19 protein-coding genes and 3 tRNA genes are annotated in these 16,772 nt (G+C 71.9%); 9 read left to right on the top strand and 13 right to left on the bottom strand.

Translation table 11 applies throughout. The features are described 5' to 3' along the window. Positions 1-384, top strand: coding sequence for a 6-carboxytetrahydropterin synthase (locus ACF3NS_RS06625; protein ID WP_154593692.1), 384 nt, complete (start codon positions 1-3; stop codon positions 382-384). Next, a complete protein-coding gene (locus tag ACF3NS_RS06620; RefSeq protein ID WP_392468702.1) occupies positions 381-1,451 on the top strand; it encodes a glycosyltransferase family 4 protein in 1,071 nt (356 codons plus the stop codon). The genes ACF3NS_RS06625 and ACF3NS_RS06620 overlap by 4 nt, the downstream gene beginning before the upstream one ends. Here ACF3NS_RS06620 and ribA read toward each other — a convergent pair. Genes ribA through ACF3NS_RS06605 form a run of 3 tightly spaced genes read right to left on the bottom strand, consistent with a single transcriptional unit; the run spans position 1,391 to position 3,624 of the window. Next, entirely contained in the window at positions 1,391-2,749 is a 1,359-nt protein-coding gene (gene ribA, locus ACF3NS_RS06615) for a GTP cyclohydrolase II (RefSeq protein WP_288797948.1), read from the bottom strand. The two genes, ACF3NS_RS06620 and ribA, sit on opposite strands and share 61 nt — an antisense overlap. Further along, a complete protein-coding gene (locus ACF3NS_RS06610; protein WP_154593694.1) occupies positions 2,743-3,411 on the bottom strand; it encodes an HAD family hydrolase in 669 nt (222 codons plus the stop codon). The genes ribA and ACF3NS_RS06610 overlap by 7 nt, the downstream gene beginning before the upstream one ends. 9 nt (positions 3,412-3,420) lie before the next feature. Beyond that, complete coding sequence (locus ACF3NS_RS06605) at positions 3,421-3,624, bottom strand: hypothetical protein (RefSeq protein WP_392468699.1); 204 nt, start codon at positions 3,622-3,624, stop codon at positions 3,421-3,423. Positions 3,625-3,650: 26 nt separating this feature from the next. Here ACF3NS_RS06605 and ACF3NS_RS06600 point away from each other — a divergent pair, with 26 nt between their 5' ends. Next, complete coding sequence (locus ACF3NS_RS06600) at positions 3,651-4,043, top strand: DUF952 domain-containing protein (protein WP_392468697.1); 393 nt, start codon at positions 3,651-3,653, stop codon at positions 4,041-4,043. 3 nt (positions 4,044-4,046) lie between these two features. On the opposite strand, the gene ACF3NS_RS06595 is transcribed toward ACF3NS_RS06600, so the two are convergent. Next, positions 4,047-4,730 (bottom strand): hypothetical protein, encoded by a 684-nt coding sequence (locus tag ACF3NS_RS06595; RefSeq protein WP_392468695.1) that lies wholly within the window; start codon positions 4,728-4,730, stop codon positions 4,047-4,049. A 59-nt stretch (positions 4,731-4,789) separates the two neighbouring features. Here ACF3NS_RS06595 and ACF3NS_RS06590 point away from each other — a divergent pair, with 59 nt between their 5' ends. Continuing rightward, complete coding sequence (locus ACF3NS_RS06590) at positions 4,790-5,083, top strand: hypothetical protein (protein ID WP_288797942.1); 294 nt, start codon at positions 4,790-4,792, stop codon at positions 5,081-5,083. A gap of 5 nt (positions 5,084-5,088) precedes the next feature. Here ACF3NS_RS06590 and ACF3NS_RS06585 read toward each other — a convergent pair whose 3' ends face one another. Continuing rightward, positions 5,089-5,271 carry a hypothetical protein gene (locus tag ACF3NS_RS06585; protein WP_154593698.1) on the bottom strand — a complete coding sequence of 61 codons (183 nt, stop codon included), beginning with the start codon at positions 5,269-5,271 and terminating at the stop codon, positions 5,089-5,091. Between the two features lie 154 nt (positions 5,272-5,425). Between ACF3NS_RS06585 and ACF3NS_RS06580 the strand changes: the two genes are divergently transcribed. Continuing rightward, the gene (locus ACF3NS_RS06580) at positions 5,426-6,046 is read left to right on the top strand and encodes a hypothetical protein (RefSeq protein WP_392468692.1); all 621 of its coding nucleotides are present in this window, start codon (positions 5,426-5,428) and stop codon (positions 6,044-6,046) included. Between the two features lie 84 nt (positions 6,047-6,130). On the opposite strand, the gene ACF3NS_RS06575 is transcribed toward ACF3NS_RS06580, so the two are convergent. The 6 genes from ACF3NS_RS06575 to ACF3NS_RS06550 all read right to left on the bottom strand — a co-directional run bounded on the left by ACF3NS_RS06575 (position 6,131) and on the right by ACF3NS_RS06550 (position 12,680). Continuing rightward, complete coding sequence (locus ACF3NS_RS06575; RefSeq protein ID WP_154593700.1) at positions 6,131-7,414, bottom strand: NAD(P)H-dependent oxidoreductase; 1,284 nt, start codon at positions 7,412-7,414, stop codon at positions 6,131-6,133. Beyond that, positions 7,411-8,007 (bottom strand): dTDP-4-dehydrorhamnose 3,5-epimerase, encoded by a 597-nt coding sequence (gene rfbC / locus ACF3NS_RS06570; RefSeq protein WP_392468691.1) that lies wholly within the window; start codon positions 8,005-8,007, stop codon positions 7,411-7,413. Before rfbC ends, ACF3NS_RS06575 begins: the two co-directional genes overlap by 4 nt. Further along, positions 8,007-9,047 carry an NAD(P)-dependent oxidoreductase gene (locus ACF3NS_RS06565; protein ID WP_288797936.1) on the bottom strand — a complete coding sequence of 347 codons (1,041 nt, stop codon included), beginning with the start codon at positions 9,045-9,047 and terminating at the stop codon, positions 8,007-8,009. Before ACF3NS_RS06565 ends, rfbC begins: the two co-directional genes overlap by 1 nt. A 10-nt stretch (positions 9,048-9,057) precedes the next feature. Next, on the bottom strand, positions 9,058-9,912 hold the full coding sequence (locus tag ACF3NS_RS06560; RefSeq protein WP_154593703.1) for a sugar phosphate nucleotidyltransferase: 855 nt from the start codon (positions 9,910-9,912) through the stop codon (positions 9,058-9,060). A gap of 316 nt (positions 9,913-10,228) precedes the next feature. After that, a complete protein-coding gene (mgrA, locus tag ACF3NS_RS06555; protein ID WP_392468688.1) occupies positions 10,229-11,269 on the bottom strand; it encodes an L-glyceraldehyde 3-phosphate reductase in 1,041 nt (346 codons plus the stop codon). A gap of 37 nt (positions 11,270-11,306) precedes the next feature. Beyond that, the gene (locus ACF3NS_RS06550) at positions 11,307-12,680 is read right to left on the bottom strand and encodes an L-serine ammonia-lyase (RefSeq protein WP_154593705.1); all 1,374 of its coding nucleotides are present in this window, start codon (positions 12,678-12,680) and stop codon (positions 11,307-11,309) included. A 65-nt stretch (positions 12,681-12,745) separates the two neighbouring features. On the opposite strand from ACF3NS_RS06550, the gene ACF3NS_RS06545 reads away from it, so the two are divergent. From ACF3NS_RS06545 to ACF3NS_RS06530, 4 genes are all read left to right on the top strand, one after another. After that, positions 12,746-13,849: a PHP domain-containing protein gene (locus ACF3NS_RS06545; protein ID WP_392468685.1), complete on the top strand. Its 1,104-nt coding sequence runs from the start codon at positions 12,746-12,748 to the stop codon at positions 13,847-13,849. Positions 13,850-13,964: 115 nt separating this feature from the next. Next, a tRNA-Glu gene (locus tag ACF3NS_RS06540) sits at positions 13,965-14,037 on the top strand. 77 nt (positions 14,038-14,114) lie between these two features. After that, positions 14,115-14,191 (top strand) — tRNA-Asp (locus tag ACF3NS_RS06535). A gap of 46 nt (positions 14,192-14,237) precedes the next feature. Then, positions 14,238-14,314: transfer RNA gene (locus ACF3NS_RS06530), tRNA-Phe, on the top strand. A 61-nt stretch (positions 14,315-14,375) separates the two neighbouring features. Here the strand turns inward: ACF3NS_RS06530 and ACF3NS_RS06525 are convergent. Further along, entirely contained in the window at positions 14,376-15,938 is a 1,563-nt protein-coding gene (locus tag ACF3NS_RS06525) for a protein kinase (RefSeq protein ID WP_288797932.1), read from the bottom strand. 58 nt (positions 15,939-15,996) lie between these two features. Next, positions 15,997-16,770, bottom strand: a complete 774-nt coding sequence (locus ACF3NS_RS06520) for a hypothetical protein (protein ID WP_154593708.1) — start codon at positions 16,768-16,770, stop codon at positions 15,997-15,999. Positions 16,771-16,772: the final 2 nt, after the last annotated feature.

The raw sequence follows: 16,772 nt of genomic DNA, 5'->3' as shown, positions 1-16,772 counted from the left end.
GTGTTCAGCGTCACCGTCGGCAGCAGGTTCATGTGCGCCCACAGCCTCCCCGACCCCTTCTTCGGGCCTGCCCAGCAGCTCCACGGCGTCACCTACGTCGTCGAGGCGACCTTCGAGCGGCGCGAGCTGGACGAGCACAACGTGGTCGTCGACATCGGGGCCGCCACCGAGCAGCTGCGGGCGATCCTCGCGCCGCTCGACTACCGCAACCTCGACGACGTCGAGGAGCTCGCCGGCATCCTGACGACCACCGAACGCATGGCGCAGCACATCGCCGAGCGGCTCACCGCCACGATGGACCTGACCGGCCTGCACGCCGTGCAGGTGCTGCTGCGCGAACACGCCGACGCCTGGGCGAGCTACCGCATCGACCTGTCGGCGTGACCTCGGTCGGGTTCGTCATACCGGACCTCGGGCGACCCTCCGGGGGCTCGACGTATGACGAGCAGGTGGTGCTGGCCTGGCCGCTCGAGGGACCCCCGGTGCACCCGATCGCCGTGCCGCACCCGACCCCGCCCGACACGCTCGCGGTGGCGCTGCGCCGGCACCCCGTGACGCTCGTGGACGGGCTCGTCGGCTCCGAGCACCCGGACGTCCTGGCCGAGGCGGCCGAGGACGGGCACGCGGTGGTGCTGCTCGTCCACCTGCCGCGACCCGCGGACTCGGGCCTGACCGACGACGACCGCGAGCGGCTGGCCGGGCTCGAGGCCACCGCGCTGCGCACGAGCCAGGGGGTCGTAGTGCCGAGCCGGTGGGCGGCCGCGGACCTGGAGCGTCGCTACGGGGTGGCGGGGGCGGTCGTGGCCGTGCCGGGCGTGGCCCCGGCTCCGCTCTCCGAGCCGCACCGGGTGCCGGTCATCGTGCAGGTCGGGGCGATCGGGCCGCTCAAGAACCAGCTGCTGACGGCCGAGGCGCTGCTCGCCTCCGGGGACCTGGGGCTGTGCGTGCGGTTCGTGGGTCCGGTGCTCGATCAGCCGTATGCCGATCGGCTCGCCGAGTCCCTCCGGCCGCTGGGTTCACGGGCGCAGGTCCACCCCGGCACCGACGCCGCCGGGGTCGCCGCGCTCCTCGCCGAGGCTCACCTCGTGGTCAGCGTCGCGACCACCGAGACCTACGGCCTGACCGTCACCGAGGGGCTGGCGCGCGGGCTGCCGGCGCTGGTCGGGCGGGGCACCGGCGCCGAGGAGGCCCTGGCCGCGGGCGGGTCGGACCCGCAGGACCTGCCGGGGGCTGCCGTGGCCACGGACGACCCGCAGGAGCTGACCGTAGCGCTGCGTACCTTCGTGCAGGACAGCACGACCCGCGCACGATGGCGCGCCGCCGCCGAGGTCGCCCGAGGGCGGCTGCCGCGGTGGGACGACACCGCCCGCACCATCGCCGCAGCGTGCGGTCAGCGCAGGACCAGCTCCGTGCAGACGTCGTCGCCCAGCACGAACCTGCGCGAGGGGTGACGAGGGGCGTCGCCGATCTGGGACGCTGGTTGCACCCGCAGCCCTGGCACACCGTCGCCGAGCAGGACGGGCACCGTGGTGACGTAGAGCCGGTCGAGCTCCCCCGCGTCGGCGAACCGTGACACGGTGCGCCCGCCCCCCTCGACGAGTACCCGCCCGAGGCCACGCGCCCGCAAGGTCGCCACCACCTCGGCCGGCGCGAAGTCCGTCGTCGGCAGCCGCAGCACGGTCACGTGGTCGGCGACCCCGGGCACCTGCGCGTCCGGACCCACGAGCCACAGCGTCGGCGAGGTGGCCTCCACGAGGACGGTGGCGTCGTGCGGCACCCGGGCATGGGGGTCGAGGACGACCCGCGTCGGGTGGGGGCCGCTCACCTCTCGCACGGTCAGCTGCGGGTCGTCGGCCACGACGGTGCCGGCGCCGACGACCACGGCGTCGACCAGAGCCCGCAGCCGGTGCAGGTGCTCGTGGTCCGCGGCGCCGGACAGGCCCGCGCCGTCGCCGGACCGGGTGGCGATGAAGCCGTCCAGGCTCTGCGCCATCTGCGCGACCACCGCCGTCGGCTGCGCGACGAGCGGGCCGTAGCGCTCCACCAGCTGAAGGTCCTCGCTGGACGATGCGGAGACCGGCACGCGCCCGTCGAGCAGCTCCTGCCACACCGACGCCTCGGGAGGGGCGTCGTGCCGCATCCGGGCCCGCTTGGTGTGCAGGTAGAAGACGCTGTCCGGGGGCTCGGGGACGAACATGCCGGTCCGCTCGACCACCTGGATGCCGAGCGCGGCGAGCGCCTCCTCCTTGCCGGGGTTGGAGCTCATGAGCCGGATCCGCGGCAGGCCGAGGTCAGCCAGGATCGCAGCCGCCTGGCCATAGTCACGGGCGTCGCTGGGGTGCCCGAGCGCCAGGTTGGCATCGACCGTGTCGACCCCGGCGTCCTGCAGCCGATAGGCCTTGAGCTTCTCGAGCAGCCCGATCCCCCGGCCCTCGTGGCCGCGGACGTAGACCAGGACCCCGAGACCCTCGCCGGCGATGCGCGCGAGCGCGGCGTCGAGCTGCACCCCGCAGTCGCAGCGCCACGAGCCGAGCCCGTCGCCGGTGAGGCACTCCGAGTGCAGCCGCACCAGGGGCGGGACGTCCGGGACGGCGTCGTCGTGCACCCCGACGCTCAGCGCGACGTGCTCGGTGCCGTCATACCCGAGGTAGCCGACCATGCGGAAGGTGCCGTGCCGCGTGGGCAAGACCGTCTCCACCACGCGCTCGACGACCTCGCCGGTGCCTGGCGTCGGCGACGCGGTCACCATGCCGCCTCCGTCCGGGCCGGCACCGGCAGGTGCTCGCCGGGATCCCCGAGGTGGGGCACGACAGCCACCGCCCCGGCCGCCACCAGCTCCGCACGTCGCCGTGGGTCGCTGCTCACCCCGATGCCTCGCACACCCGCCCTGGACGCCGCAACCATGTCGCTCACACTATCGCCGTAGAACGCGGTGCGGTCCGTTGCCGACCCGAGGACCGCCATCGCGTCCAGGAGCAGCGCAGGCTCCGGCTTGAGCCGATCCACGTCGGCACCGTGGCGGGCCGCCACGTGGTCGACGAGAGACAGGACGCCGCACTGCTGGAGGGCGGCCCGGACCGCCTCGTCGGCGTTGTTGGAGACGACGGCGACGGCATACCCCTCGTCGTGGGCCCCGTGCAGAAAGGCGACCGCGCCGGGGGCCGGGAGGGCCTGCCGGGCGGCGCGGACCTCGGCCGCGGTAGCCCGACGCTCCAGCTCGGGCAGCAGCTCCGGCGCCAGCTCGCGCACCGAGCGGAGCACCTGCACGTGGTCGACCGCCGCCTCGAGCCGGCAGCCCGTGCGCGTGGCCAGGACGCCCGCGATCTCCTCGGCGAGCACCAGGTGAGCGGGGTCCGGAAAGAGCTTGGTCAACGGGCCGTCGAGGTCGATCAGCAGGGTCGCGGAAGGCATCCACAGACCTTAGTTGCTCACCCTGGCCGGTGTCGGCTTGTCGCCCCGCGGCCGCTCCGGCTGCCAGCCACCCTCGGGCAGCCCGCCGGTGTCCTCCACGTCCACGGCGACGTCGTGCAGCTTGCGGTCGAGCAGCTGGCTGCCTCGGATGCTCCACCGCCACCGCCACCGCCACCGCTCCACCGACGCACCCCCTTGCCGCTCGTCGGGCAAGACCCGCTGTGTGATGAGGTGGACGCATGACCCGCCGCCCTCGCCGCAACGCCGGCAAGCCCCAGAGCGCCGACATCGTCGGACACCTCACCACGCTCGCGGCCTGGGAGGAGGGTCTCGCCGCCGGCGCCTACACCACCTCCACCCACGGCCGGACGCTCGAGCAGGAGGGCTTCCTCCACTGCTCCTCGCCGGAGCAGCTCCCGCGGACGGCACGGCGGTTCTACCAGGACGTCCCCGGCCCGCTGGTGGTGCTGGTCATCGAGCCCGCCCTGCTCGGCCGCAGCCATCTCAGGCTCGAGCAGGTCGGGGACCAGACCTACCCGCACCTGTATGGCGCCCTGCCGCCCGAGGCCGTCATCGCGGTGATGCCGGCGTGGTTCGAGGACGGGGAGCTGCGGCTCGCCCCGAGCCGCTGACCGTCAACGGGGATCGCCGCACAGATAGAGCACGTCCGGTGCCACGTCGCCGCGGTGGACGTCCACGCGCTCCACCTCGGTGTACACCTGTCGCAGCCGTGACTCGAAGGGCTCGGACGGCCACGCGGACCAGTAGGCGCAGAGCCCACCCGGCGCCAGACTGCGGGCCGCCACGAGCAGGGCCGGGTCGGCATACAGCGCAGCGTTGCGCTCGTGCACCAGCCACTCGGGACCGTTGTCCGTGTCGAGCACGATGGCGTCATAGCTCTCCTGGGTCGTTGCGAGGTGCTGCCCCACGTCCCCCCGGATGACCCGCAGCCGCTCCAGGTCAGGTCCAGAGAGCCCCCAGCGGGCCCGGAAGTATCTCTCCCACCACCGCACCACGAGCGGCTCGACCTCGACGACGTCGATCCGCCCCGCCCCCGACTCGAGGGCCTGCACCACCGACGACCCGACCCCCAGCCCACCGATCAGCAGCCGTGCACCTCGCCGCACCCGGGCCAGCGTGGCGGACACCATCAGTCGCTCCGAGACTGTGACGCGCGTGTCCATGAGGAAGACGCCGTTGGCGATGACCTCGAGGTCGGTCCCGTCGGTCCGCAGGACCAGCTCGCCGTTGACGCCCTCGCCCCGGTCCAGGACGACGAGCGCGCCGCCCACCTCGTCCCCAGGGCTCAACGACGGCATGAGCCGCGGCCCCCTGGGTATGCGCGACAGCACCCACCTCCGAGCCCAAGGAGATGCACATGTCCTCCCGCACCTGGCTGCGACGCGCGACCGTCACCGCCCTGGCCGCCGCCGTCGTCCCCCTCGGCGCCCTCCCCGCCGCGGCCTCCGCTGACGCCTCCCCGCGGCACGTCGTGGCGGCGTTGGCAGCCGACACGTCCACGCCCACGCCGAGCAGCTCCACCGAGCGACCGGTCACCAAGGGCGAGCAGGGGGACCTGAGCTTCGGGTACGTGCTCTTCGGCGTGGTCGTCGCGTTGTTCGTGGCGCTCGGCGCGTGGTTCCTGAGGACGCGCCGCGGTCGTCCCCAGTAAAGGGCTCACCCCTGTGAGCCCCGATGGCCGTTCTTGAGCTCCATCACCAGCTCGTCCAGGGCCTGGGCCAGGGTCGGCATCGCCGCGCGGACGCTCTCTTGCTGCCGGGCGGTGTAGTCCGGGTTGCTGCCGTTCTCGGTCCACGCCCGGACCACGGCGTCCAAGACCTTGAGGCGACGCTCGTCCATGGTGACCTCCTCGTCACTGGTTGGTGCAGGTCATCCTCGCACCTCGCCGAGGATGCAGCGCACCGACCCCCCTCCGTGTCCCTGCCGCGCCCTGCGCCCGACCGACATGCGGGCACCGGTTGGGCCACCTGTCACCCTCGGTTACGGTCGCGGCATGGACATCTCGATGGAGAGCTTCCACGTGGGGGGACGCAAGGTCGGCGCCCTCGTGCGGCGCCTCACCCCCACCCAGCTGCGCAGCCTCCTCGTCTACCGCGACGGACCCCGGCTGCGGCGCACCGACCACACGCTCACGCACCGCGGTGACGTCCGGGACTGGACGTCCTGCTCGCTCAGCACCCCGGAGGGGTCCACGTCGACGCGGCGCACCGATGCCACGACCATCGACGTGGACGGGACCGCGCACGAGATCCCGGCGGACACGATCCCCAGCAGCGCCCAGACCGTGGTGCTCGAGCAGATGCTCGCCGGCTCGCACACCGACGAGGAGTTCCACGTCCTGGACGAGTCCACCCCGCAGGACGCCCCGCGCAGCGCCCACCTCAGCGTCGGCAACCCCGAGACGGTCCAGCTGCCCGGCCGGGCCGAGCAGGAGCTCGGCACGGTCACGTTGTTCGTCGACGAGTCGGCCTCGCACCACTTCTGGTTCGACAGCCACCACGTCCTGGCCGCCGACTGGGAGGGCCCTCGCAGCTACCTCGTCAGCTCGCACGACGAGCTGCTGGCCGGCCTCGACGACGAGGTCGCCGCCGCGGTGCGGGAGTTCATCGCCTGACGCGCGGCCGTATGCCGGAGCCCGCCGCCTCGCCCCGTTGGGGTGGGGTCAGGCGGCGGGCTCGCGGCATACGGGCGCAGATGGTCAGGCCAGCCCGGCCTGCTCCTGCCGCAGCGCGTCGACGAGGCGCCCTTCGGGCAGCTCGACGTCGGCGTAGGTGAGGTACTCGTCCTTCTTGACGTCGCGCGTGAGCACACAGCCCTCGGCGACGCCCATCGGCAGCAGATCCTCGGCGGCGGTGACACCCGCGGCCTCGCACTGGCCGTAGGTGTCGTAGCCGCCCAGCCCGTCGAGCGTGTGCCCGGCCGGGAGGTCCCGCTTGGCCACGGTGATGACCTCGACGGTGGGCTTGCCGGCGGGGGTGATCGCGTAGTCCCCGAAGAGCACCGCGCGGGCCACCGTCAGCGGCACCTCGAAGTGGCACAGGTGGTAGGGCGTGTAGAACGAGTAGAGCGGCCCGTCCCCGAGCTTGTAGAGCTTGAGGTAGTGCTGCTGCTTGGGGTCGTCGTGCGTCGCGAAGCAGTAGACGCCCGGTCCGGGCTGCGCGCCCACGACGTAGTCCACGACGCCGCCGAGCTCCTTGAGCTGCTCCACGTCGTAGAGCCTGGTCGCGGCGTCGATGTGCTCGCGGTGGTCGGCGCCCTTGAGCCCGCGCTTCTCGACGGTCATGCCCGTCGCGTTGGCCACGAGGGCCTGCTCGAAGGACACCTTGGTGCCGTCCGCGAAGCTCGTGACCATGTAGGGGTCCTGGCCCCATTGCTTGGCGAACCCCTCCTGCGTGGTCGGGTTGCGGTACTCGTCCTGCAGGCCCTTGATGTTGCCCATGACCAGCGGCGTCAGCCCGATGGACTTCACGAAGCGGTAGAGGTTCATCTGGACACCCGGCTGGTCGCCGTCGCAGCCCGTGATGATGACGCCCTTGGCGAGCGCCCGCTGCTTGAGCGCGTAGCCGACGGTGCCGTCGACCTCGGCGTTGAGCAGCACGACGTGCTTGCCGCCCTCGATCGCGTCGGCGACAACGTGCGCGCCGTACTCGACCGCGCCGGTCGCCTCGACGATGGCGTCGATGGAGCCGGACTCCGTGACGGCCTGGTGGTCGCTGGTGATGACGGCCTTGCCGGCCTTGACCGCGGCGTCGAGCGCCTCGGCCGAATCGACGACCTCCCAGTCGGTGACGCCCGCCTCGGAGTAGGCCCGCTCGGCGTTGGCCTGGGTGCGGTTGACGATGGCGGCGACGACCATCCCGGGAACGGAGTTCGTGACCTGGTTGACGAAGCCGCGGCCCATGAAGCCCGCGCCCACCAGGGCCACCCGGATCGGGTTGCCCTCGGCCTCGCGCTCGGCCAGGGCGGTGTCGACGATGATCATGCGTCCTCCTTGAGCTGCGCCTGGCGCGGCGCGGGCAGGGGCGCGGGCTTCTCGACGTCGTCGCGGTCGGCGAAGAGCGGCCAGGCCGCGTCCTTGTCGCTGATGACCGCGATCTCGCGACCCCAGTCGATGCCGAAGGCCGGGTCGTCGTAGCGGAAGCCCCGCTCGGTGTTCGGCGTGTAGGCGTGGGACACCTGGTAGGTCACCTCGCAGTCGTCCTCCAGCGTCAGGTAGCCGTGCGCGAAGTACTCCGGCACGTAGAGCGCCTGCCGGTTGTCGGCGGTGAGCTCCACCTTGACGTGCTGCAGGTAGGTCGGGCTGTCCGGACGCATGTCGACGATCACGTCGATGATGCGGCCGCGGATGCAGCGGACCAGCTTGGCCTCGGGGGCCGGGTCGATCTGCTGGTGCAGGCCCCGGATCGTGCCGGCCTTGTAGTTGTAGGACATGTTGCACTGGATCACGGCCGGGGTCAGGCCGGCGTCCTCGAACTCCTGGGTGCAGAAGGTGCGGGCGAAGAAGCCGCGGTCGTCCTGCAGGAGCTTGAGGTCGACCAGGGCCGGGCCCTCGATGTCGAAGGTGCGGAACTCCATCAGAGGATGCTCCCCGCCGGCTTGGTCCAGAACATCTGGTCGTCGATCTGCTTGGTGCGCATCAGGTACTCGAGCTGCTTGAGGCGGGTGTGGCCGCGGCCGGTGAAGGTAGCCTCGTCCAGGTCGATGGTCGTGAAGACCTCGGCCAGCTGCTGGGCGCCACGCTCGGCGTCCCAGTCGCTCGCGTAACCCGGCAGCTGGGACGCGATCTTGTCGAAGTTGACCTTGTAGGAGCGGTTGTCACCGGCGTTGTCGCCGAAGGTGACCTCGCAGCCGGGGAAGGCCGCGCCGACGATCTCGGCGATCTCGCGGACCCGCCAGTTGTGCTCGGTCTTGCCGACGTTGAAGATCTGCTGGTGCACGGCCTCGCGCGGCGCGTTGATGGCGCAGCGGATCGACTTGGCGATGTCCAGGGCGTGGACCAGCGGGCGCCACGGGGTGCCGTCGGAGGTCATCGCGATCTTCTTGGTGGTGTAGGCCAGGCCCGACAGGTTGTTGAGCACGATGTCGAATCGCATGCGCGGGGAGGCGCCGTACGCCGTCGCGTTGCGCATGAAGGTGGGCGAGAAGTTGTCGTCGCCCATCGGCAGCACGTCCCGCTCGACCATCGCCTTGCACTCGGCATACGCGGTCTGCGGGTTGACCTGGGACTGCTCGTCGACCACGCCGTCGGCCACGCCGTACACGGAGCAGCTGGACATGTAGACGAACCGCGGGACGCCGGCCTGCTTGGCCAGCTCGGCGAGCTTGACCGAGCCCTTGTGGTTGACGTCGTAGGTGACGTTGGGGATCAGCGCGCCGAGCGGGTCGTTGGACAGTTCGGCCATGTGCACGATGGCGTCGTGGCCGCGGACGTCCTCGACCGTGAGGTTGCGGATGTCCTTGCGCAGGGTCTTGGCGCCGAGGTCGACGCCGTTGTAGAGCCAGCCCTGGGCGTAGAAGCCCGTGTCGACGCCGGTGACGTCGTGGCCGTCGCGGATCAGCTCCGCGGCGACGAGACAGCCGAGGTAGCCCTCGGTACCAGTAACCAGAACCTTCATGTGGATGTCCTCAGTCCTTCCAGATCTTCCAGGGAGCCTTGTCGTCGTCCCAGAGCCCGTTGAGCTCCTTCCAGTCGCGGAAGGTGTCCATGCCCATCCAGAAGCCCTCGTGCTCGTAGACCGCGAGCTCGCCGTCGCGGGAGACCTGCTGGAGCGGCTTCTTCTCCATCATGTCCTCGTCGGCGATGTCGGCCAGGTAGGTGTCGACGAACTCGCGCTTCATCATGAAGAATCCGCCGCTGACCCAGCCCGTGGCCAGGGTCGGCTTCTCGTTGAACTCGACGACCATCTCGCCCTTGTCGTCCACGTGCATCTCGCCGTAGCGGGAGGCCGGGTGGACACCGGTGACGCAGGCCATCTTGTCCATGCGCACGGCGTGGTTGACCTCGGCGGTGATGTCGACGTCACCGATGCCGTCGCCGTAGGTGAGCATGAACCAGGGCGCGTCGAGGTACTTGGCGACCAGCTTGACGCGGCCGCCGGTGCCGGCGTCCAGTCCGGTCTCGACCAGGGTGATCTCCCAGTCCTCCTCGGTCTTGTCGCCCCCGAGGAACTCCGGCTCCTGGCCCGGACGCAGGACGACGTCGGCGGAGAGGCGCTTGCGGTCGAGGAAGTAGCTCTTGATGACGTCGGACTTGTAGCCCAGGCACAGCACGAACCTGCGGAAGCCGTGCTCGTAGTAGGTCTTCATGATGTGCCACACGATGGGCTTGTCGCCGATCGCGATCATCGGCTTGGGGAGCTTCTCGCTGGCCTCGCGGATGCGGGTGCCCTGGCCACCGCAGAGGATGACGACGGGGATCTGGGAGACGTCCACGGGAGCGTCCCCCGCTCCGGCTGCTGGCTGTGCATGGTCGACGGTCATGTGCTCTGCTTCCTTCTCGGACGAGAAAGTCCGGCACCTTCCGGCGCCCGGACCGGCCGTGCCCCACCGACGAGGGACGTCCCGACGTCGGGACGGTCACGCCTCTCCCCCGATCCCCGAGCCCGCCCGCACGGAGTGCGGCGGTGCCCCCCTTGGAGATCTCGGGGAGATCACGGCCACTCATGACTCTAGGTGCCTCCCCGGAGACCTGACGAGCGAGCCGGGTTTTCTCACGAGGATGCGTCAATGTGTGCGCGGAGCGTAGTGATCGACCTCGCTGAGTGACGCCCGAGATGCCCTGAGACGTCCGCGGACGTCACGCTTGTGAGGATCGGGCCCACAGGTTGATGCCGGCCTCGACCGCGTCCTGATCGATCTCCCGGAGCTCCTCGGCGGTGAGGTCGAGGTGCTGGAGGGCGTCGAGGTTCTGGTCGAGCTGCTCGACGCTCGAGGCTCCGACCAGCGTGGACGTCATGCGCGGGTCGCGCAGCACCCAGGCCAGTGCCAGCTGCGACAGCGTCGTCCCCCGGCGCTCGGCGACGCCCGCGAGCGCGCGCACGTGCCGCAGCGTCTGCTCGGAGAGGTGGTCGGCGGACAGGCTCGACCCGGGGCGGGCCGCTCGACTGCCCTCGGGCACCCCCTCCAGGTAACGCTGAGTGAGCAGACCTTGGGCCAAGGCGGTGAACGCAATACAGCCCATACCCTGCCTTTCCAGCTCGTCGAGCAGCTCCTCCTCGATCCACCGGTTGAGCATGGAGTAGGACGGCTGGTGGATGAGCAGCGGGGTCCCGAGGTCCCTGGCGATCTCGGCGGCCTCCCTGGTCTTGGCGGCGGAGTATGACGAGATCCCGACGTAGAGCGCCTTGCCCGCGCGCACGGCGTGGTCCAGCGCCATCATCGTCTCCTCGACCGGCGTCTCCGGGTCGAAACGGTGGCTGTAGAAGATGTCGACGTAGTCCAGACCGAGCCGTTGCAGGGACTGGTCGAGGCTCGCGAGGACGTACTTGCGTGCCCCGCCTCCCTGCCCGTAGGGGCCGGGCCACATGTCGTAGCCGGCCTTGGACGAGATGACGAGCTCGTCGCGAAGCCCCGCGAAGTCGTCGCGGAGGTACTCCCCCATGTGGATCTCGGCCTGGCCGTAGGGCGGCCCGTAGTTGTTGGCCAGGTCGAAGTGCGTGACCCCTCGGTCGAAGGCGCGTCGCAGGATGGCCCGCTGGGTCTCGCGGGGGCGGTCCGTGCCGAAGTTCTGCCACAGGCCCAGGGAGATGACGGGGAGCCGCAGGCCGCTGCTCCCGCACCGTCGATAGATCATGTCGCCGTCGTAGCGGTCCTCGGCGGGGCGGTAGGCGTTCGTCATACGAGCATCAAAGCGCACTCGGCAGCCCGAGGGAGGGTCAGCACTCGATGACGTTGACCGCAAGGCCGCCGCGCGCGGTCTCCTTGTACTTCACCTTCATGTCGGCCCCGGTCTCGCGCATGGTCTTGACCACCTTGTCGAGCGAGACGATGTGCGACCCGTCGCCGCGCAGGGCGGTGCGGGCCGCCGTGACCGCCTTGACCGCCGCGACCGCGTTGCGCTCGATGCAGGGGATCTGGACCAGCCCCCCGACCGGGTCGCAGGTGAGACCGAGGTTGTGCTCCATCCCGATCTCCGCGGCGTTCTCGACCTGGCCCGGGGTGCCACCGAGGACCGCCGCCATGCCGGCCGCGGCCATCGCGCAGGCGGAGCCGACCTCTCCCTGGCAGCCGACCTCGGCGCCGGAGATCGAGGCGCCCTCCTTGATGATCATGCCGATGGCCGCCGCCGTGAGCAGGAAGCGCACCACTCCCAGGTCGTCCGCCCCCGGCACGAAGCGCACGTAGTAGTGCAGGACCGCCGGGATGATCCCCGCGGCGCCGTTGGTCGGCGCGGTGACCACGCGACCTCCGGCGGCGTTCTCCTCGTTGACGGCGAGGGCGTAGAGGGTGATCCAGTCGAGCCCCCTCAGCGGGTCGACGTTGCCCTCCTCCAGCGCGAGGCGCAGCGCGAGCTCGGGGGCGCGCCGACGGACACGCAGGCCGCCGGGGAGCACGCCCTCGGTCGTGATGCCGTTGTCCACGCACTCCTGCATGACGCGCCAGATCTCGAGCAGGCCGGCCCGGACCTCGGCCTCGGTGCGCCAGGCCCGCTCGTTGTCGAGCATGACCTGCGCGATGGAGCGGCCCGTCGCCTCGCAGATGGCCAGCAGCTCGTCGCCCGTGCGGAACTCGTGCTCCACCGGCGTCTCGTCCTCGACGACCCGGTGCCCCCCGGACCCGTCCTCGACGACCACGAAGCCGCCCCCCACGGAGTAGAAGGTGCGCCGCACCGGCTCGTCCAGGCCCTCCACGACTGCCTCGCAGGTCATGCCGTTGGAGTGCCCGGGCAGGGACCGCGTCCGGTGCATCACGAGGTCCGTGGCCTCGTCGAAGTCGATCTCGTGCCGACCGAGCAGCGACAGCCGCCGCGAGGCGCGCATCTGCGCGAGCCGGCCCGCGACCGCGCGCGGGTCGACGAGCTCGGGGGCCTCGCCGGACAGGCCGAGCAGGACCGCCTTGTCGCTGCCGTGGCCATGGCCCGTCGCCCCGAGCGAGCCGTAGAGCTCGACGCGCAGGCGGGTGACCCGGTCGAGCTGCCCGTCCGCCGCCAACGACCGGGCGAACATCAGCGCCGCCCGCATGGGCCCCACCGTGTGCGAGCTCGACGGCCCGATGCCGATCGAGAAGAGGTCGAAGACGCTCAGTGCCATGCCCCGACCGTAGGTGACGCGCGCCACGTCGACCAAGCCACGTGCCGCGGTGCGACGATGGCCGTATGCCGAAGCCCGCCGCCACCGGCCCGCAGCGCCATGGCTCCGCCTCCGGGGAGCCGATCGCCGACACCCTGACCCGCGACGCCGCCGGGGTCGTCCTGGCCCTGCGCCGCATCTCCTTCCTGCTCGAGCGGGCCCTGGAGTCCAGCTATCGCATCAAGGCCTTCCGGGGCGCCGCCGCCACCCTGGGGGCCCTCGGGGACGAGGAGCTGGCGGCCCGGGCTTCGGCCGGCACGCTGCAGGACCTGCCCGGCATCGGCAAGGGCAGCGAGGCGATCGCCCAGGCGGTGCTCCGCGGCGAGGAGCCGGCCTACCTCGTCCAGCTGGAGGAGCGCGAGTCGGCACCGCTGGCCCGCGACGGGCTGGACCTGGCCGCCCTCCAGCGTGGCGACCTGCACAGCCACTCCGACTGGTCCGACGGCGGCTCGCCGATCGACGAGATGGTGATGACCGCGGTCGAGCTCGGCCGGGAGTACCAGGTGCTGACGGACCACTCCCCCCGGCTCAAGGTCGCCAACGGGCTGTCGCCGGAGCGCCTGCGCACCCAGCTGCAGGTCGTCGCCGGCGTCAACCGCATCGTGCCGGACGGCTTCCGGCTGCTGTCGGGGATCGAGGTCGACATCCTCGACGACGGGTCGCTCGACCAGGAGCCCGACCTGCTCGAGGAGCTCGACGTGGTCGTCGCCTCGGTGCACTCCAAGCTCAAGATGGAGAGCGCCGCGATGACCCGTCGGATGGTCGCCGCCGTCGGCAACCCCCGCACCAACGTGCTCGGCCACTGCACCGGGCGGCTCGTCACCGGGGGCCGCGGCCGGCGGCCGCAGTCCACCTTCGACGCCCGCGCCGTCTTCGAGGCGTGCGCGGCTCACGAGGTGGCGGTCGAGATCAACTCCCGGCCGGAGCGGCAGGACCCGCCGGACGACCTGGTCACGCTTGCCCTGGAGCTCGGGTGCCTGTTCGCCATCGACACGGACGCGCACGCCCCGGGGCAGCTGGACTTCCAGCAGCTGGGGGCCGAGCGAGCCTGGCACCTCGGGGTGCCGGCCGAGCGGATCGTCACGACCTGGCCGTGGGAGCGGCTGCTGGAGTGGGCCGCTCGGCGCTGACGCCGACCGGCTCCCACCCGATTAGGCGTTCCGCGTCGGCGTCCCCTATGCTTTCGGAGTCCTCGACGGGCTCGAGCTACTAGAGCGCTAGCGGCAGAGGGCCCGAGAGATTCGGGTCCCCATCGTCTAGCGGCCTAGGACCCCGCCCTTTCACGGCGGTAGCACGGGTTCGAATCCCGTTGGGGATACAGAGCATGTACGATGGACTAGCTGGTCACGGCCAGCGAGGTCGTCGGAGTGCTTGAGGTAGTCACTCCTCACCATTGGCCCCGTAGCGCAGTTGGTTAGCGCGCCGCCCTGTCACGGCGGAGGTCGCCGGTTCGAGCCCGGTCGGGGTCGCCAGTCTCTCCTTCGGGGGAGACTTCGCGACATCAGGAGGACGTCGCGAGGCCAGGTAGCTCAGTTGGTACGAGCGTCCGACTGAAAATCGGAAGGTCGGCGGTTCGACCCCGCCCCTGGCCACCAGCAAGCCGCATCCCCACGGGATGCGGCTTCGTCGTGCTGCCTGCGCCCTCCCTCGGCAGGCTCAGGCCGTCGGCAGTGCGCTGGCGACGGCATCGGCGGCCGAGCTGATGGTCTGTGCCGTGTCGCTCGAGACGGACCCGTCCTCGACGCCACTGCGGACCGACCCGGTCAGCTCCCCCAGCGCTTGGCGCGCCCCGGAGGCGTCCTCCTGACGAATCGCCTTGTCGAGCGAGCGCAGGCTCTTGGAGGCGTCCTTGCCGGAGGACCCCGACAGCTGGGCCTGCTGCACGACCCCGTCGAGCGTGGACGCGGCCTGGGCCGACGTGGACCACGTCGGTGCCGGGTCGCTCGGCCCCTGGGTTGCCGTCGGCTGCTCGGTGGGGCTGGTCGTCTCCGTGGGGGTCGGCGCGGAGGTCGACGACGGCGACCCGGTGGGCGACGGGGTTGCCGTGGCGGTCGCGGTCACGGTCGCGGGCGGGGTCGAGGACGTCCTCGGCGCGGTGGTGCGCGCGGAGGTGCTGGTGGCCGTGGTGGTCGGGGTCCTGGGCTGGTCGGTCGACGGCCCGGAGCCGCGCAGCCCGAACCACCACAGGGCCCCGACGGTGGCGGCCAGCAGGAGCAGCATCACCCACAGCGCCCCGGTGCCGCGGGGGCGGGGACGGTCGTGATCGTCGCGGTAGGCCGTCGCCTGCGTCGCTGTGTGGGGCGGGGCCTGCGGGCCCCGGTCCACGGGTGGCAGCACGGTGGTGGCGGCAGCCGGGGCGCCCGCGACGGGCAGCACGGTGGTGGACGGTGCGGCGCCGCGACGGATCGCAGCGGTCCGGGCCGCCACGTCGGCGGCGCTGGCCGGCCGGTCCTGCGGCGACTTGGCCAGCAGCTGGGCCACGAGGTCGTCGACCGCCCGCGGCACCCCGGGGCGTCGCTCGGACGGCAGCGGCGGCGGCGTGCTCAGGTGGTGGTGGAGGATCGACAAGGGGTGCTCACCCTCGAACGGCGGCTCGCCGGTCAGCAGGGTCATCAGCACGCAGCCGAGGGAGTACAGGTCGCTCTGCGCGGTCGCCGTGCCCCCGGTGGCCTGCTCGGGAGACAGGTATGGCGCGCTGCCGATGACCGTCGCGGTCGCCGTCAGCTGGCTGGTGCGGGCCTGGTCGAGGCGCGCGATCCCGAAGTCCACCATCTTGAGCGTGCCCCGCTCGTCGAGCATGAGGTTGCTGGGCTTGACGTCCCGGTGCACGACCCCCGCTCGGTGCGCGGCCCCGAGGGCCGAGGCCACCTCCTGGGTGTAGGCGAGGGCCCGGTCCACCGCCAGCGGACCCTGCTCGCGGACCAGCTCGTCGAGGCTGGGCCCGCTGAGCAGCTCCATGACGAGATAGGCCGTGTGGCCGTCCACCCCGTTGTCGAAGATCGTGACGATGTTGGGGTGGGACAGGGCAGCCGTCGCGTGCGCCTCCTGCTGAAATCGCTCGGCAGCCACCTCGTCGCCCGTCGCCGCGAGGTCGACCGTCTTGACGGCCACCCGGCGCTGCAGCCGGGTGTCGACGGCCGACCAGACCTGACCCATCCCGCCCCGGCCGATCTGGCGCTCGAGGCGGTAGCGGTTGGCGAGGACGAGGTCTCCACTCATGGACGCCATTGTCACGCATGGCCCGGGACACGGGCCGTGACCGGCCCGGCGCGCCCGGTCACAGCGCCAGCAGCGAGCACCCGAGCGCCACCAACCACGAGGTGAAGCTGCCGAGGAGGAAGTACTCGGTCACGACGTCGATCCGCTGCCCCGGTCCTCGCTGGTCCTGCAGCTCGGGGAAGCGCAGGATCCCCTTGGCCGCGATGACGACCGAGGCCGCGGTCGCCTGACCGGCGAGGGCGAGGCCGACGACGAAGACGCGCTCCATCGGGCCGAGCCAGCGCCCCCCGCGCAGGACCCCCGGCTGGCTGTGCGCACCCGCCGCGTCGAGGACCAGGCGCACCACGACGTTGCCGGTGCCGACCTGGGCCACCATCACGGCGAGGACCATCAGCGCGCGGTCCAGCGGCACCGGGGCGAGCCGGGGTAGCCCGAGCGAGCCCCACCAGCGGGCGAGGGGCCCGCCGGCGCCCGCGTCCACGCCGGCCAGGGCGAACAGCACCGTGAGCCCCACCACGAGGCAGCCACCGGCCACGAGCCGGTGCCGTCGGGCCGCCGCCACGAGGGTGCGGTCGGGGTCGTAGCGCGTCCGCAGGGCGCTGCTCACGGCCCCCGCCGACGACCGTGCCCACACGACCAGCAGGAGCACGATCCCGAGGAGCGCGACCAGGTGCCAGCCGCCGCGCTGCCCGAGCAGCGGCCACGCGAGGACCGCCACGGGCACGGAGACCAGGGCGGGCAACCACCATGGTCGTCGCCCCCCGAGCTCCGCGCCGGGGCGCACCAGGTCGCCGACGCCCAGCGCCAGCAGCCACACGGCGAGATAGGTCATGG

The organism is Arsenicicoccus cauae (genome assembly GCF_043162025.1).
Classification (GTDB): domain Bacteria; phylum Actinomycetota; class Actinomycetes; order Actinomycetales; family Dermatophilaceae; genus Arsenicicoccus; species Arsenicicoccus cauae.
Note: the sequence above shows the minus strand (reverse complement) of the source record. Positions and strands in the feature narration are given on the sequence as shown.